The following is a 13224-nucleotide window of genomic DNA, read 5'->3' on the forward strand; positions in this document are numbered from 1 at the left end:
CAATCCCCCTATTTTTCTCGGTTTGTTTATAGTATTTCAATTGCTTTTTCCTTTATGGATGGGAAGAAAAGGCGACATGAAACCGAAGCAGTATGATATAATATGGCAAAATGGTGTGAGTGACTGAAAGAGGTGAGAAGCGTGGATGCACTAGACATTATGGCAAATTTGCAACATGTCTTTCCATATTATCAGGCAATTTTCAGCGCAGATGAACATTGTGTGGTCGGCTATGAAGTATTGGGAAGATACCAATCGGGAGAAGAAATCGTAAGTTTAGGACCATTTTTCCAAGATGAAACCATTCCGGAAGAGTTTCGTCTTGAGGTTGATGAAGTTGTAACGACAAAGGCGTTCGAGCATTTTCTTTCCATAGATGATGACACTGCTTTGATCTTTATTAATCGCGATGCCAACTTGCTTATGCTTGACCGCGCTGAATCGTTTTTACAAATGCTTCTTCAGTATCAAGCGAAAGGGCTGTCGCTTGAGCGAATTGTGTTAGAAATTAATGAGCATCATTTTAAAGGAGACTTCAATCAGTTGAGTCACTTGTTAACCTATATTCGTACATATGGAATTAAAATTGCAGTTGATAACATTGGAGAATACAGCAGCAATTTAGAACGAATTGGATTGTTAGCACCGGACATTTTAAAAATTGATTTGCGCGAATTGCGTAAAACCTCAATCAATTATGCTTATCAAGATGTGTTATATTCGATTTCTCTATTGGCAAGAAAAATTGGAGCAACGCTTTTATATGAAGACATCGAAGCTTCCTTTCAACTACAGTATGCGTGGCGAAATGGCGGGCGTTATTATCAAGGGTATTATCTGGCAGAACCGTCTCCATACTTATTGGAGCGTGATGTGTTAAAAGACCGTTTGCGTCAAGAATGCCATCATTTTATTCAACAAGAAAAGAAAAAACTGCAAACGCTCTATAACATTTCTGAACAGTTTCAACAGCGAGTGGCCGCTTTGTTGGCAAAATATAAAAAAGCAGCGAATTTTAATGAACTCCTCTCTTGCCTCGCAGACGAGCTAAGTGACGTTTGTTTCAGAATTTATATTTGTGATGAAGACGGGTTTCAACAGTCTGCCAATATTTTTAAACGAAATAATACATGGGAAGTGCAGCCGCAATATTACATGAAAAATTGGAGTTGGCGCCCGTATTTTTTAGAAAATATTATTCGCATGCGCTCGCGCAAACGAGGTATTCTTTCTGATTTGTATGCGGATATTGAGACAGGAGAAACGATTCGTACGTATTCTTATCCAATTGATAAGCATCATTATTTATTTATCGACTTGTCTTATAGTTATTTATTTGAGCAAGATGCCCATTATTGAGAAGAGAGCGGAATAAAATTCTTCACTTGTGGCAAAGTAAGCGTGAGGTGAAGAGAGCTATGGCACAATTTGCATTTATATTGTCAATCATTGTTTTATTGATCGCTGTAATTGGTTTTGTGTATACGTATCGGCTCGGTCAGCAACAAAAACTGCAAGGGGAATACGATACGCCAATTCCTGAAAAAATACAGGAACATGCATATTTGCGTAATCCTGTGTTTGTCGCGTGGCTTCTTGCAATCCTATTGGCGGCTGTTTCAATTATTTTTTTAGCGTTGCGTTATTATTAAATGGTAAAGTGAGTAACGAGTGCTGTATGATTTTACCTATATTAGAGTAAGAACGATGAGGATAGAAAGGGTAATCGGATCATACGATTGCCCTTTTTTGTGAGAAAATTTAGTATAATAGCGTCAAGAAAAAGGAAGAGGAGGACAATTCGTGCGTGTCATAACGATTTTTATGGCAGCGTTAAAATTAGGACTTACGTCGTTCGGTGGTCCGATTGCCCATTTGGGTTATTTTTATGATGAGTATGTCAAACGTCGAAAGTGAATTGATGACAAGACATATGGAGACTTGGTTGCCCTTTGTCAGTTTTTGCCTGGTCCGACAAGCAGTCAAGTAGGAATTGGCATCGGGTTCATCCGTGGCGGCATGATTGGTGGAATTGGTGCATGGCTCGGATTTACGCTTCCGTCTGCCCTGTTTTTGCTTACGTTCGCTTATATAGTAGAAGTGTTTCATCTTTATGAGTCAGGATGGATGAAGGGATTGAAGCTCGTAGCGGTCGCGATTGTAGCCCAAGCCGTATGGGAAATGGCGAAAAAATTAACACCTGACCGCTTTCGAATAACCATAGCGACAGCTGTGGCCGTCATTACGTTATTAGTTCCCTCCCCTTTTGTACAACTTTTCCTTTTATTGATAAGCGGCCTTATTGGAGTTGTATATCTACAGCCAAAATTGGAACATGTCTCTTCTACTCTTTCTCTTACACTGTCCAAAAAAGGTGGAATCATTTCATTTGCTTGTTTTTTTCTATTATTGGGTTTATTTCCGCTTTTACATTCGGTGACGGAATCGAAGTGGATTGCGATGTTAGACAGCTTTTACCGAGCCGGCTCGCTTGTATTTGGCGGTGGACATGTTGTATTGCCGCTTCTTGAAAAGGAACTGGTTCCTGCTTGGATGAGCCACGAACAATTTTTAGCTGGATATGGGGCAGCACAAGCTGTACCGGGACCGTTGTTTACGTTTGCAAGCTATGTTGGCACAGTTACTGGTGGATGGCTAGGTGGAGTGTTTGCGACGATAGCGATTTTTTTGCCGTCATTTTTCCTTGTGTTTGGTGCTCTTCCTTTTTGGCAATCGTTGCGACAAAATCGCCGTATCCAAGCGTTATTCAACGGAGTGAATGCTGGTGTTGTTGGGATTTTATTGGCGGCATTGTATAATCCGATTTGGACAACTTCCATTGTTTCGACATGGCATTTTACCATTGCGCTCATTTGCTTCATTCTTCTTGTTTATTGGAAATGGCCGGCTTGGTTTGTCGTTGTCGCCGCGGCATTGGCGGGGGAAGTATTTTTGTCGTCATGAACGCTCATTATAGAAAAGAGAGTACAATACGCTTCAACTTGTCGAGCTGCTACATTTAGGAAAGAGAGGCGATCAGTATAGTGAAAAAACCTGTTGTTATTTGTCCAAGCTGTCAAAAACGAGCGTATTTAGAAGAAGTGCTTACCGCCCAGTCCAATCAAAATGTGATTTATACATGCCCTTCTTGCCAGTTTATATTGCGAAACATTCATACAAGCAAAGGATAAAAGCCTTCGCATTTGCGAGGGCTTTCTATTTTTTTACAGGACTTTTTTTTATTGTAGACGAATATATAATAATGGACTGCGAAGGAAGGAGAACAGAGAACATGGACAAACAACTGCTTGAACAATTAACTCCAGAAGAACAAAAATTGCTTCTGGATGTTTTGTTTACACAACATTATGCGCTGGAACTTATTAGTTGTGAGCTTGCCGATATTGAAAACGGAAATAAACAAGTAGAGGAGGAGAGATATAAACAACTCATGCACCTTTATTATCGCATTAGAGAGAAAACGATGTAATTATATACATAAAAAGAGGCTATCGCTCGTTGAAGGCGATAGTTATTTTTTTATTATGAGAAACAGGAAATGTGCTAAACTGAATAAGGAGGTAAAAGCAAAAGAGAAAGGCGGAAAAGCAACATGATCAGTTTAGATAGTAAAGAATTTTTAGATAAGACGATTGCTCAATTTCTCATTCCTTCTGATAAAGTAGCCCACGTTCAAGTGGGAAATCATTTAGATCATGCCTTGTTAGTATTAACAAAAACAGGATATTCGGCGATTCCGGTGTTAGACACATCTTATAAACTACACGGATTAATTAGTATAACCATGATTATGGACGCTATTTTAGGATTAGAGCGAATTGAATTTGAACGTTTAGAAACGATGAAAGTCGAAGAAGTCATGAATAAAGACATTCCTAGACTGTTATTAGACGATCACGTGATGAAGGGAATCGAATTGATCGTGAATCATCCGTTTGTCTGCGTTGAAAATGAAAACGGTTATTTTGAGGGGATTTTTACAAGAAGAGAAATCTTAAAACGATTAAATAAACAGGTAAGGCGCTTTAATCATATTATTGAATGATATGCCACATAAGCTGAACGATCAAAAGAGCTGTAATCGCATTTAATATTGCACGTAAGTGGCTGTTTTTTAGCTTTTGTGCCACCCTTACGGAGATTTGCGCACCAATTAACGAACCGATGGCTAGAAACGGAGCGATATGCCAATTGACATGCCCTGTATATAAGTATGTGACAAAGGCGCCAAAACAGCTAACAAACGTTTGAAATCTCGTAAAAGCAATGGCAGATAAATACTCCATACCGGTGCGCAAATAGGCGTACATTAATAATGAAGCTTGCCCCGGTCCGAACATTCCATCGTAGACACTAATTCCATAAAGAATGGGATATAATTTTTTAGGAAAAACAGCAGCCCGTTGCTTTTGCTTTGGCTGTTTTCGAAACAGCTGTAAGCTTAGCGCGAATGTTAACAATAGAATGGCAATCACTGTCATCGTTTTTTCCGATATTGATGAAGCAAGCCATCCGCCTGTGATGCCACCAAAAAGGCTAATAGGGATTAAAAGTAACGTTTGCTTCCAACCGATTTTGCCTTCACGAAGCAACACGAAAAAGCTTGAAAACGAGCTGACGGTATTGGAAAATTTTGCGGCGGCAATGGCTTGATGGATGGGGACACCAGTTAAAAGCAAAACAGGCATTCCAATCAAGCCGCCGCCGCCAGCAAGGGTCCCAACAAATGACGTAGCAAATCCAATCATCATAAATAAGATAAATTCCATAATGGTATTCTCCTTCTTATTTAAACTTTCTAATATAATGATATACCTTTTATCATGATAATTACATTTCGGAAAAATGAATGAAGATGATAAGAAAAACTTATCAAAAGGGTGAGAGTTTGAATATTACCGAATACGAGATGCTTGTCGTTTTGGCGGAAGAATTGAACATGCGAAAAGCGGCGATGAGGTTGTATGTAACCCAGTCTGCTTTATCACAACGTTTGCAGACCATTGAGAACAGCTGGAATACGAAAATCTTTTTTCGTTCTCAGCGCGGTTTAATGTTAACACCAGCTGGTGAAAAAATTGTGCAGCTCGCTAAAGAAATGTTAACGAAAACGAAGCGAGTAAAAGAAGAAATTGGACAAATGTACGGGGAAATAAGCGGAACGTTAACATTGGCAGTTGCCTCGATTATTGCGCAACATTGGCTTCCCCCGATTTTAAAACGGTTTACCGAATTATATCCAAATGTAAAAGTTTCTTTGACAACAGGATGGACAAGTGAAATTATGGCTTCGATGTATGAAAACAATTTTCATGTCGGCATTGTTCGGGGGAAACCAAATTGGAGCGGGATTACCCATCACTTATTTACTGACAGGTTATTTTTAGTCGATCAAGAAATGGAAAGCATTGAAGATTTATGTAGCACGAATCGGCCGTTTATTCAATTTAAAAGCGATTCAACATATTCTCTTCATATTCAACAATGGTGGTATGAACGATTTCACACGTTGCCCGAACGAACGGTGATTGTTGACCAAATCGAGACTTGCAAACAATTAGCCTATCATGGTATTGGTTATGCGATTTTACCGGAGATTGCTCTTTATCATCTAGATGATAAGATAAAGAAAATCCCGTTAAGGGACAAAAATGGTCAGTTCATGACGAGGGATACGTGGCTGATTATCTCCGAAACAGCATGGCAACTTCCACAAGTGCAAGCGTTTCAGAAAATCACGAAAGATTTTATTCGATGAATTTCTGCTTGTCATGGCTATCTTTGTTTTGCTAAAGTAAAAAAATAAGAGAACAAAAGGAGGATGCTACAATGAAAATGATGGATGCAAATGAAATTATTGCGTTTATTCAAAACAGCAAAAAAGCGACACCTGTTAAAGTATACATAAAAGGAAATCTTGAAGGAATTGATTTTGGAGCAAACGCCAAAACGTTCATTACGGGGAATGCCGGCGTTGTATTTGGTGAGTGGCAAGAGATTCAAACAGCGTTGGAAGCTAATAAAGATAAAATTGAAGATTATGTTGTCGAGAATGATCGTCGTAACTCTGCCATTCCGCTTCTCGATTTGAAAGGAGTTAAAGCGCGCATCGAGCCGGGCGCAATTATCCGTGACCAAGTAGAAATTGGCGATAATGCTGTCATTATGATGGGCGCGGTTATTAACATTGGTGCGGTTATTGGAGAAGGAACGATGATTGATATGAATGCGGTGCTTGGCGGTCGAGCAACGGTAGGGAAAAATTGCCACGTTGGCGCTGGAGCTGTATTAGCAGGTGTTATTGAACCGCCTTCTGCGAAACCTGTCATCGTGGAAGATGATGTGGTTATCGGTGCGAATGCGGTCATTTTAGAAGGAGTCACTGTCGGAAAAGGAGCTGTCGTGGCAGCTGGTGCAGTTGTTATCGAAGACGTACCGCCATACACGGTCGTCGCTGGGGTGCCGGCGCGCGTCATTAAACAAATCGACGAAAAAACAAAAGCAAAAACAGAAATTAAACAAGAACTCCGCCAGTTATAAGAAAAGCGACCCATTTAGCCGCGAACGGCAAATGTTTTTCCAGCGAGAAGCACTTGTCGCTTCGACGGAGGAAGGTTATTTGCCCTCAAGCGGCTAGGAGCTGGAGCTAGACAAGGAAAGCGGAGGCGATCCGATGATACCAAGAGGTAGAGCGTGGACTTGATTCCACGCTTTTTTACAAGGAGGAGAAGACAAATGTCACAACTCAGCTCATTTGTGGCGATCCGCCGTGATCTGCACAAAATTCCTGAACTAGGGTTTCAAGAATTTAAGACACAGCAATATTTATTAGATTACATTCATACATTACCGCAAGAACGATTAGAGATAAAGACATGGAAAACAGGTATTTTTGTGAAAGTGCGTGGAACGGCGCCGCGGAAAACGATTGGCTACCGTGCCGATATGGATGGATTGCCGATTACCGAAGAAACCAATTTACCATATTGCTCTGAACATGAAGGAAACATGCATGCGTGCGGTCACGATATTCATATGAGCATAGCCCTCGGCGTGCTTACCCATTTCGCCTCTCACCCGATCAAAGACGATTTGCTGTTTATCTTTCAACCGGCAGAAGAAGGACCGGGCGGAGCGCGGCCAATGTTGGAAAGTGAAATTATGAAAACATGGAAACCGGATATGATTGTCGCGCTGCATATTGCTCCTGAATACCCGGTCGGTACGATTGCTACCAAAGAAGGATTATTGTTTGCGAATACATCAGAATTGTTTATTGATTTAAAAGGAAAAGGGGGACATGCAGCGTTTCCACATTTGGCGAATGATATGGTTGTGGCCGCTTGTTCACTCGTGACACAGCTTCAATCGATTGTTTCTCGCAATGTTGATCCTCTTGATAGTGCAGTCATCACAGTTGGAAAAATTTCTGGAGGAACGGTACAAAACGTCATTGCCGAACGAGCTCGTCTTGAAGGAACGATTCGTACGTTATCGGTCGAGTCGATGAGCAAGGTAAAAGAGCGAATTGAAGCGATTGTAAAAGGAATCGAAATCGGCTATCAATGCGAGGCAACGATTGACTACGGTTCGATGTATCATCAAGTATATAACGATGAGAAGCTAACGGCGGAGTTTATGCAGTTTGTTGAACAGCTTCCTGATGTTCATGTCGTTCGTTGTAAAGAAGCGATGACCGGAGAAGATTTTGGATACATGCTTGCCGAAATTCCTGGATTTATGTTTTGGCTAGGTGTTGATTCACCATATGGATTGCATCATGCCAAGCTTACTCCGGACGAACGGGCGATTGACAAAGCGATTGCCCTGTTGACATCGTATATGACATGGAAAGGAAACGAATAATCCCGTATATTTCCACCTTCCTTAAGGCACATTATTTAAGTGAGGAGGTGGATGTTACATGGCGAAAATTGGTGTAGAGCATTCATTAACAAATGTACAAGAAGCGTTAAAAGCAAAAGGGCATGAGGTAGTCCCGCTCCGTCAAGAAAATGATGCAAAAGGCTGCGATTGCTGTGTGATCACTGGCCAAGATTCAAATGTAATGGGAATTCAAAATACCGTTACAGCTGGTTCTGTTATCGAAGCGAGCGGCTTAACAGCAGACGAAGTTTGTCAGAAAGTTGAAGAAAGACTACGTTAATGATGTAAAACGAAGGCGCTGTTTTCTGGCGGAAAGTACTTGTATTTTGCCGGAAGAAGGCAGAGACTAGGGAATTGAAGCTGAACACAATCAAGAAAAAGTAAAGGCGCCACGGAAAACAATACGTAAAAAGACTAGGACGCGTCCTAGTCTTTTTCTGTTTGTAGAGATTGCAGCGCTTCTTTTAGCACTTTGCGCATTTTTCGCTCCACTTCCCATTGCGCCATATTTTCTGTTTTTGCGATGACACGAATCACGACATCTGAAGTCCCTAAATTTTGTACACCTAATACGTTCGGTCCTTCAATAATTTTTGGTTCCTCCTCGGCGAGTGCATCACAAGCGGATTGCAAAATTTTAATCGCTTCGTCAATATTTTTTTCATAAGGAATAGTAATATCGACAAGAGCGCGCATATTTCCGCGTGAGTGGTTGCTCAATGTCGTAATCATTCGGTTGGGAATATAATGCAAGGTGCCGTCAAAGCTGCGAATTTGCGTAGTGCGTAACCCGACCGCTTCGACAATCCCGGAGAACGATCCCGTCGTCACATAATCGCCTACGTCAATTTGCTTTTCTAATAATAAAAAGAAACCTGTCACAACATCGCTCACAAGACCTTGAGCGCCAAAGCCGACTGCTAAACCGACGACCCCTGCCCCAGCTAAAACGGCCGTCGCTTTAATATTAAAAAGTTCCAAAACCGTCACAATAAAAACGAACACAAGAGCGTAAGAGAATATGTTCGTAATTAATGATTGAAGCGTACGGCTTCGTCCTAGCGAAATTTCTTTTCGTTCCTCAAGCTTTTGGAAGGAGCGGGCAATCAGTTTGAAGCCGACTTTTTTGACAATGATATAAATCAGATAAATCACCGCTAATTTCAAAATGATGATCCCAGTGTCCATGAAAAAGTTTGCCCAATTTATTTTTGGTAACTGCCAATTCATTTGTTTCATCCTTTCTTTCGTTGAACATTGATGTGTACACTTTCAACTAATGAAAGTGCGAATCATTTTATCTCTATTTTAAAACATGTTAAACTAATTTTAGACATCTTCTTGAAAGAAAGAGAAAATGTAGGGAATAATAAACATGGAATGATTGGGTAATAAAAAACAACTATCTATTTAAATTAATTATCATTTAATATTGACTAAAAATATCTTCTCTAGTATAATGTTAAATGTGAACAAGTTAGATAGTTGAGAAAACATTGTTTGTTTTCTCAATTAAAAATATTAAAATGGAGGGATACATATGGCAGAACGTCTGGTTGGTAAACAAGCACCACGTTTTGAAATGCAAGCTGTTTTACCAAACGGTGATTTCGGCAGAGTCAGCTTGGAAGAAAATATAAAAAACGGTAAATGGACGGTTCTCTTCTTCTATCCGTTAGATTTTACGTTCGTATGTCCAACAGAAATTACAGCGATTTCTGACCGCTATGATGAGTTTGAAGATTTAGATGCAGTTGTTATCGGTGTATCAACTGACTCTGTATATTCTCATAAAGCATGGATTAACACTCCTCGTACAGAGAATGGCCTTGGTGAAATCAAATATCCATTAGCAGCTGACACAAATCATGCTGTTTCTCGTGACTACGGTGTATTAATCGAAGAAGAAGGTGTCGCACTTCGCGGTTTATTCATTATTGACCCAGAAGGCGAATTAAAATATGCCGTTGTTCATCACAACGACGTCGGTCGCAGTGTTGATGAAGTATTGCGCGTACTTCAAGCTTTACAAACTGGCGGTCTTTGCCCAGCAAACTGGAAACCAGGCCAAAAAACATTGGAAGTATAATTTCACATATCAACAAGGAAGGTCTAACGCTATGTTAGACCTTTATTTACATGGAGGGATGAATGATGAAGTTACGTGAACCAATGCCAGAATTAACTGGAGCAACGGCTTATTTAAACGGTGAAGTGACAAGAGAACAATTAATTGGTGAGAAGCCAACGCTCATTCATTTTTGGTCAGTAAGTTGCCACCTTTGTAAAGAAGCAATGCCGCAGGTAAACGAGTTTCGCGATCGCTATAAAGAGGAATTAAATGTTGTGGCCGTTCACATGCCGCGTTCGGAAAACGATTTGGACATTGAACAAGTAAAAAAAGTAGCCGAAGAGCACGGCATCACTCAACCGATTTTAGTTGATAACGAGCATAAAATAACGGATGCGTTCGAAAACCAGTATGTTCCTGCTTACTACGTGTTTGATGCAGAAGGAAAACTCCGCCATTTCCAAGCGGGAGGAAGCGGGATGAAGATGTTGGAAAAACGCGTGAACCGCGTTCTTGAAGAAAATAAAAAAACAGAAGCATAATGTAACGAAGACCAAACATGGAACCATGTTTGGTCTTTTTTTCTTTCCTTGAGCAATGCTGCTTGCTTTCATGCATGAAATAGAAGACGATGGGTATGTACATTCGTTGTTTTTAGTTTCATTGCCTGATCGTCAGAGATGACAGAGCAGGCGAACAAGTTAAAAGCGGTAGAAGATGAAACGATAGTGAAGGATAAAGTAACAAGTGAACGAACAAATGCGCAAACTGAGAAACCATCGGTTAAGAAAACGAGAATGACTTATATCCGTATCGAAATGAAAGAGCAGCAACATTCAAGCAAGCGCTTTAAAAGAGTTAGGTGTGAAACATATTACTGTAAAGGCAAAAAACGATTATCATGAAAATCGGCGCTGACCAAATCGTTCATCCGGAGCGTGATATGAGGGAGCGCGTCACCTATAGCATTATTTCCAACAACGTCCTTGACTATTTGTAGCTTTCCGATGAGCATCGCATGAAATCGTTGCAGGTGAACACTTAGACGATCATTCGTTGCTTGAACTGGATATTCGCGACCGCTATGACATTAACATTAACATCGTTGCGATTAAGCGGGAAAATAATGTGATCGTTTCACCGCTTGCATCGGAAATGATCCGCAAAGGCGATATTTTGTTGTCATCGGCGCGGGTGAAGATATTGACCGCTTTGAAACGAAAGTTGTAAGCAATGAATAACATGTACATGTTATAAAAATAAAAAAGCTGTTCCTGCTCTGTAAAATATTACTGTTAATATCAAACGGTACATCGCTAAAGTATAGTGGTGTACTTTTTTGGTTTTTATAAGCCCTCTAAATGACCCCATTTACTGCCACGACAACACATTAAAGCTAATTGTTTGCAACAATATAGTTGCGGTATGGTCAGGACAAAAGCTCACGACGTATATTCGTATTTGAGGTGTTGTAATACACACTTAAAGAAGTAGCTATTCTCTTAGGAAAACATGAAGAGACAATAAAATGTTGGCTTCGTTAAGGTAAACCTATCCCATTCATATATAAACAGTGACAAAGAAGAAGGGAAAATTCCTGAGATAAACATTGTTCCTGTGAGGAATGTAGAACGACATCATGGGGATGACATGAAGCTAGATGTTCATGAAAAAGAGTTGGTTAAACTGATGTACGAAGCTGTCACTCTAACTTCTCCTACTGATGAAGTTTTATCGATTCTTTCTGCCGTAGGAATTAAACGAACATTAGAGATACTTCTGATCATGACACAATCAGCTACGAAAGTGAAGAGCCCTGACTGGTTTATCAAGAGTATAAGTATTATAAACAACACAGCAAAATGTTTAAGCAAGAAGAGAATTCTCAAAAATCTATTCTCAAAAACGCTCTGTTGAACTAGAGACTATCGACTATCAGCGCATAAGTACGGAACGAAACCTAAAGAATATCGAAACAAGGGACATGAAGCTATCTAAGGAAGAACTGTGCAAAGACTCATCCAAGCAGAACAGTACATTGCTGAAAATAACAAACAATATTTTGAGATATAATTTCGCAGAAGTTAAATCTGTGAAAACTCGATTCAGTATCACCCCCATTCCTTATTCCGCTATCGGGACAATACAGTTAAATAATAGAATTTTCTAAATATTTATAGAAAGCATAGGCTGAATAATATATAATAGAAAATATTGCTTGTCATATGAAAGACTTAGATTTGTTTACGGAGAAATTGAACGGAGGAATCTGGAGCTTTTGTAGGCAGCTAAACTATTACAAGAAGGGGATATTTTATGAAAGAATTAAGAAAAATCCTAATGAGTGATCCATTAGTTTCCTCAATGAATGTACATCCTTCTCAAGAACCATTTGTTGACCTTGTTCACTTTGATCCAGATATCATTGTGGATCCATCTCTTGCTAACAGGAGTCGTTACTTTTCTTTTGTCCGCCTTTCAGTAGCTAATAAACTTTCCTTAGCTAAAAAATTTCTTCCAAAAGATATCCATTTTTTCATTAAGGAAGGATACAGACCTTTACATATTCAACAGCGAGCCTTTGAGCGGGCATTACGGCGGGTGAAAGAAAATTCTTTAAATCAAGATTTAGATCATTTCATTGCTGAGGCATCGAAATATGTAGCACCTCCTAATGTAGCTCCTCATCCAACAGGTGGTGCAGTAGACTTAACCCTCATTGACTCAAATGGTATCGAATTGGATCTTGGTACACCATTTGATGCCATACCACAAGAAACGGACAACGCAACTTTTTTTGATGCAACAAACATCAGCAGACAAGCCATTCAAAATCGCCAGATCCTCGCACATGCTCTTCAGTCTGTTGGTTTTGTTAATTACTTTACGGAATGGTGGCATTGGTCATACGGTGACAGATACTGGGCTGTAATGACTAACGCAGATCAAGCCCTTTATCATCCCGTTTCAGAACAAGAATTGTTGAATCTATTGCAAAAGGCATAACTAGAAAGAATTAACCTTTTTATGAATAAACGACTCCAATAGGGCTTCTGCGGCAACGTTTTTCTTCAGTGAGTCGGGTATCGTTCGTTGAACAACAGATTGTATTTGAAAAAATCGTATAGCAGTAAAGTTCAAATGTTGTAGTACAAAAAAGGATAGAACAAGCAGAGAATTATTCTGCATGTATCTATCCTCTTCATATAATGTGTATCTCTTGTGAAATATGGTTTAGATGAGCT

Annotated in this window: 14 protein-coding genes and 2 pseudogenes; 14 read left to right on the forward strand and 2 right to left on the reverse strand. The window is 39.9% G+C overall.

Features of this window, described 5'->3' with window-relative positions; genetic code table 11:
- Positions 1 to 141: 141 nt before the first annotated feature.
- The 6 genes and pseudogenes from ISX45_RS02445 (at position 142) to cbpB (ending at position 4066) form a co-directional block, all read left to right on the forward strand.
- Entirely contained in the window at positions 142 to 1359 is a 1218-nt protein-coding gene (locus ISX45_RS02445) for an EAL domain-containing protein (protein WP_194519907.1), read from the forward strand.
- A gap of 59 nt (positions 1360 to 1418) precedes the next feature.
- Positions 1419 to 1652: a hypothetical protein gene (locus ISX45_RS02450; protein ID WP_181555096.1), complete on the forward strand. Its 234-nt coding sequence runs from the start codon at positions 1419 to 1421 to the stop codon at positions 1650 to 1652.
- Positions 1653 to 1824: 172 nt separating this feature from the next.
- Positions 1825 to 2964: pseudogene (gene chrA, locus ISX45_RS02455) on the forward strand (chromate efflux transporter).
- Positions 2965 to 3044: 80 nt separating this feature from the next.
- Positions 3045 to 3191, forward strand: a complete 147-nt coding sequence (locus ISX45_RS02460; protein ID WP_181555095.1) for a hypothetical protein — start codon at positions 3045 to 3047, stop codon at positions 3189 to 3191.
- A gap of 101 nt (positions 3192 to 3292) precedes the next feature.
- Positions 3293 to 3490, forward strand: a complete 198-nt coding sequence (gene abbA / locus ISX45_RS02465) for an antirepressor AbbA (protein WP_194519908.1) — start codon at positions 3293 to 3295, stop codon at positions 3488 to 3490.
- Positions 3491 to 3613: 123 nt separating this feature from the next.
- Complete coding sequence (gene cbpB, locus ISX45_RS02470) at positions 3614 to 4066, forward strand: cyclic-di-AMP-binding protein CbpB (protein WP_181555093.1); 453 nt, start codon at positions 3614 to 3616, stop codon at positions 4064 to 4066.
- Here the strand turns inward: cbpB and ISX45_RS02475 are convergent.
- Positions 4056 to 4790: a sulfite exporter TauE/SafE family protein gene (locus ISX45_RS02475; protein ID WP_194519909.1), complete on the reverse strand. Its 735-nt coding sequence runs from the start codon at positions 4788 to 4790 to the stop codon at positions 4056 to 4058. The genes cbpB and ISX45_RS02475 overlap by 11 nt on opposite strands.
- A gap of 119 nt (positions 4791 to 4909) precedes the next feature.
- Here ISX45_RS02475 and ISX45_RS02480 point away from each other — a divergent pair, with 119 nt between their 5' ends.
- The 4 genes from ISX45_RS02480 to ISX45_RS02495 all read left to right on the forward strand — a co-directional run bounded on the left by ISX45_RS02480 (position 4910) and on the right by ISX45_RS02495 (position 8188).
- The gene (locus tag ISX45_RS02480; protein ID WP_374058288.1) at positions 4910 to 5779 is read left to right on the forward strand and encodes a transcriptional regulator CcpC; all 870 of its coding nucleotides are present in this window, start codon (positions 4910 to 4912) and stop codon (positions 5777 to 5779) included.
- Between the two features lie 71 nt (positions 5780 to 5850).
- Positions 5851 to 6561 carry a 2,3,4,5-tetrahydropyridine-2,6-dicarboxylate N-acetyltransferase gene (gene dapD, locus ISX45_RS02485; RefSeq protein WP_181555091.1) on the forward strand — a complete coding sequence of 237 codons (711 nt, stop codon included), beginning with the start codon at positions 5851 to 5853 and terminating at the stop codon, positions 6559 to 6561.
- Positions 6562 to 6756: 195 nt separating this feature from the next.
- Positions 6757 to 7887: an N-acetyldiaminopimelate deacetylase gene (locus ISX45_RS02490; RefSeq protein ID WP_194519910.1), complete on the forward strand. Its 1131-nt coding sequence runs from the start codon at positions 6757 to 6759 to the stop codon at positions 7885 to 7887.
- A gap of 58 nt (positions 7888 to 7945) precedes the next feature.
- Complete coding sequence (locus tag ISX45_RS02495) at positions 7946 to 8188, forward strand: YkuS family protein (RefSeq protein ID WP_181555089.1); 243 nt, start codon at positions 7946 to 7948, stop codon at positions 8186 to 8188.
- 146 nt (positions 8189 to 8334) lie between these two features.
- Here ISX45_RS02495 and ISX45_RS02500 read toward each other — a convergent pair whose 3' ends face one another.
- Positions 8335 to 9138: a mechanosensitive ion channel family protein gene (locus ISX45_RS02500; RefSeq protein ID WP_194519911.1), complete on the reverse strand. Its 804-nt coding sequence runs from the start codon at positions 9136 to 9138 to the stop codon at positions 8335 to 8337.
- 310 nt (positions 9139 to 9448) lie between these two features.
- Here ISX45_RS02500 and ISX45_RS02505 point away from each other — a divergent pair, with 310 nt between their 5' ends.
- The 4 genes and pseudogenes from ISX45_RS02505 to ISX45_RS02520 all read left to right on the forward strand — a co-directional run bounded on the left by ISX45_RS02505 (position 9449) and on the right by ISX45_RS02520 (position 12985).
- Positions 9449 to 9997, forward strand: a complete 549-nt coding sequence (locus ISX45_RS02505) for a peroxiredoxin (RefSeq protein ID WP_181555087.1) — start codon at positions 9449 to 9451, stop codon at positions 9995 to 9997.
- A gap of 65 nt (positions 9998 to 10062) precedes the next feature.
- On the forward strand, positions 10063 to 10521 hold the full coding sequence (locus ISX45_RS02510) for a TlpA family protein disulfide reductase (RefSeq protein ID WP_181555086.1): 459 nt from the start codon (positions 10063 to 10065) through the stop codon (positions 10519 to 10521).
- A 289-nt stretch (positions 10522 to 10810) separates the two neighbouring features.
- Positions 10811 to 11220: pseudogene (locus ISX45_RS02515) on the forward strand (TrkA C-terminal domain-containing protein); the annotation flags it as partial.
- Between the two features lie 1075 nt (positions 11221 to 12295).
- Complete coding sequence (locus ISX45_RS02520; RefSeq protein ID WP_181555085.1) at positions 12296 to 12985, forward strand: M15 family metallopeptidase; 690 nt, start codon at positions 12296 to 12298, stop codon at positions 12983 to 12985.
- Positions 12986 to 13224 lie beyond the last annotated feature (239 nt).

This window comes from Thermaerobacillus caldiproteolyticus, assembly GCF_015326725.1.
GTDB classification, from domain to species: Bacteria; Bacillota; Bacilli; order Bacillales; family Anoxybacillaceae; genus Thermaerobacillus; species Thermaerobacillus caldiproteolyticus.

Excerpts from the sequence above, each read along its gene's own strand:
- ISX45_RS02450 (WP_181555096.1), top strand. The coding sequence starts at position 1,419 with ATGGCACAATTTGCATTTATATTGTCAATCATTGTTTTATTGATCGCT.
- abbA (WP_194519908.1), top strand. The coding sequence starts at position 3,293 with ATGGACAAACAACTGCTTGAACAATTAACTCCAGAAGAACAAAAATTG.
- cbpB (WP_181555093.1), top strand. The coding sequence starts at position 3,614 with ATGATCAGTTTAGATAGTAAAGAATTTTTAGATAAGACGATTGCTCAA.
- ISX45_RS02475 (WP_194519909.1), bottom strand. The coding sequence starts at position 4,790 with ATGGAATTTATCTTATTTATGATGATTGGATTTGCTACGTCATTTGTT.
- dapD (WP_181555091.1), top strand. The coding sequence starts at position 5,851 with ATGAAAATGATGGATGCAAATGAAATTATTGCGTTTATTCAAAACAGC.
- ISX45_RS02490 (WP_194519910.1), top strand. The coding sequence starts at position 6,757 with ATGTCACAACTCAGCTCATTTGTGGCGATCCGCCGTGATCTGCACAAA.
- ISX45_RS02495 (WP_181555089.1), top strand. The coding sequence starts at position 7,946 with ATGGCGAAAATTGGTGTAGAGCATTCATTAACAAATGTACAAGAAGCG.
- ISX45_RS02500 (WP_194519911.1), bottom strand. The coding sequence starts at position 9,138 with ATGAATTGGCAGTTACCAAAAATAAATTGGGCAAACTTTTTCATGGAC.
- ISX45_RS02505 (WP_181555087.1), top strand. The coding sequence starts at position 9,449 with ATGGCAGAACGTCTGGTTGGTAAACAAGCACCACGTTTTGAAATGCAA.
- ISX45_RS02510 (WP_181555086.1), top strand. The coding sequence starts at position 10,063 with ATGAAGTTACGTGAACCAATGCCAGAATTAACTGGAGCAACGGCTTAT.
- ISX45_RS02520 (WP_181555085.1), top strand. The coding sequence starts at position 12,296 with ATGAAAGAATTAAGAAAAATCCTAATGAGTGATCCATTAGTTTCCTCA.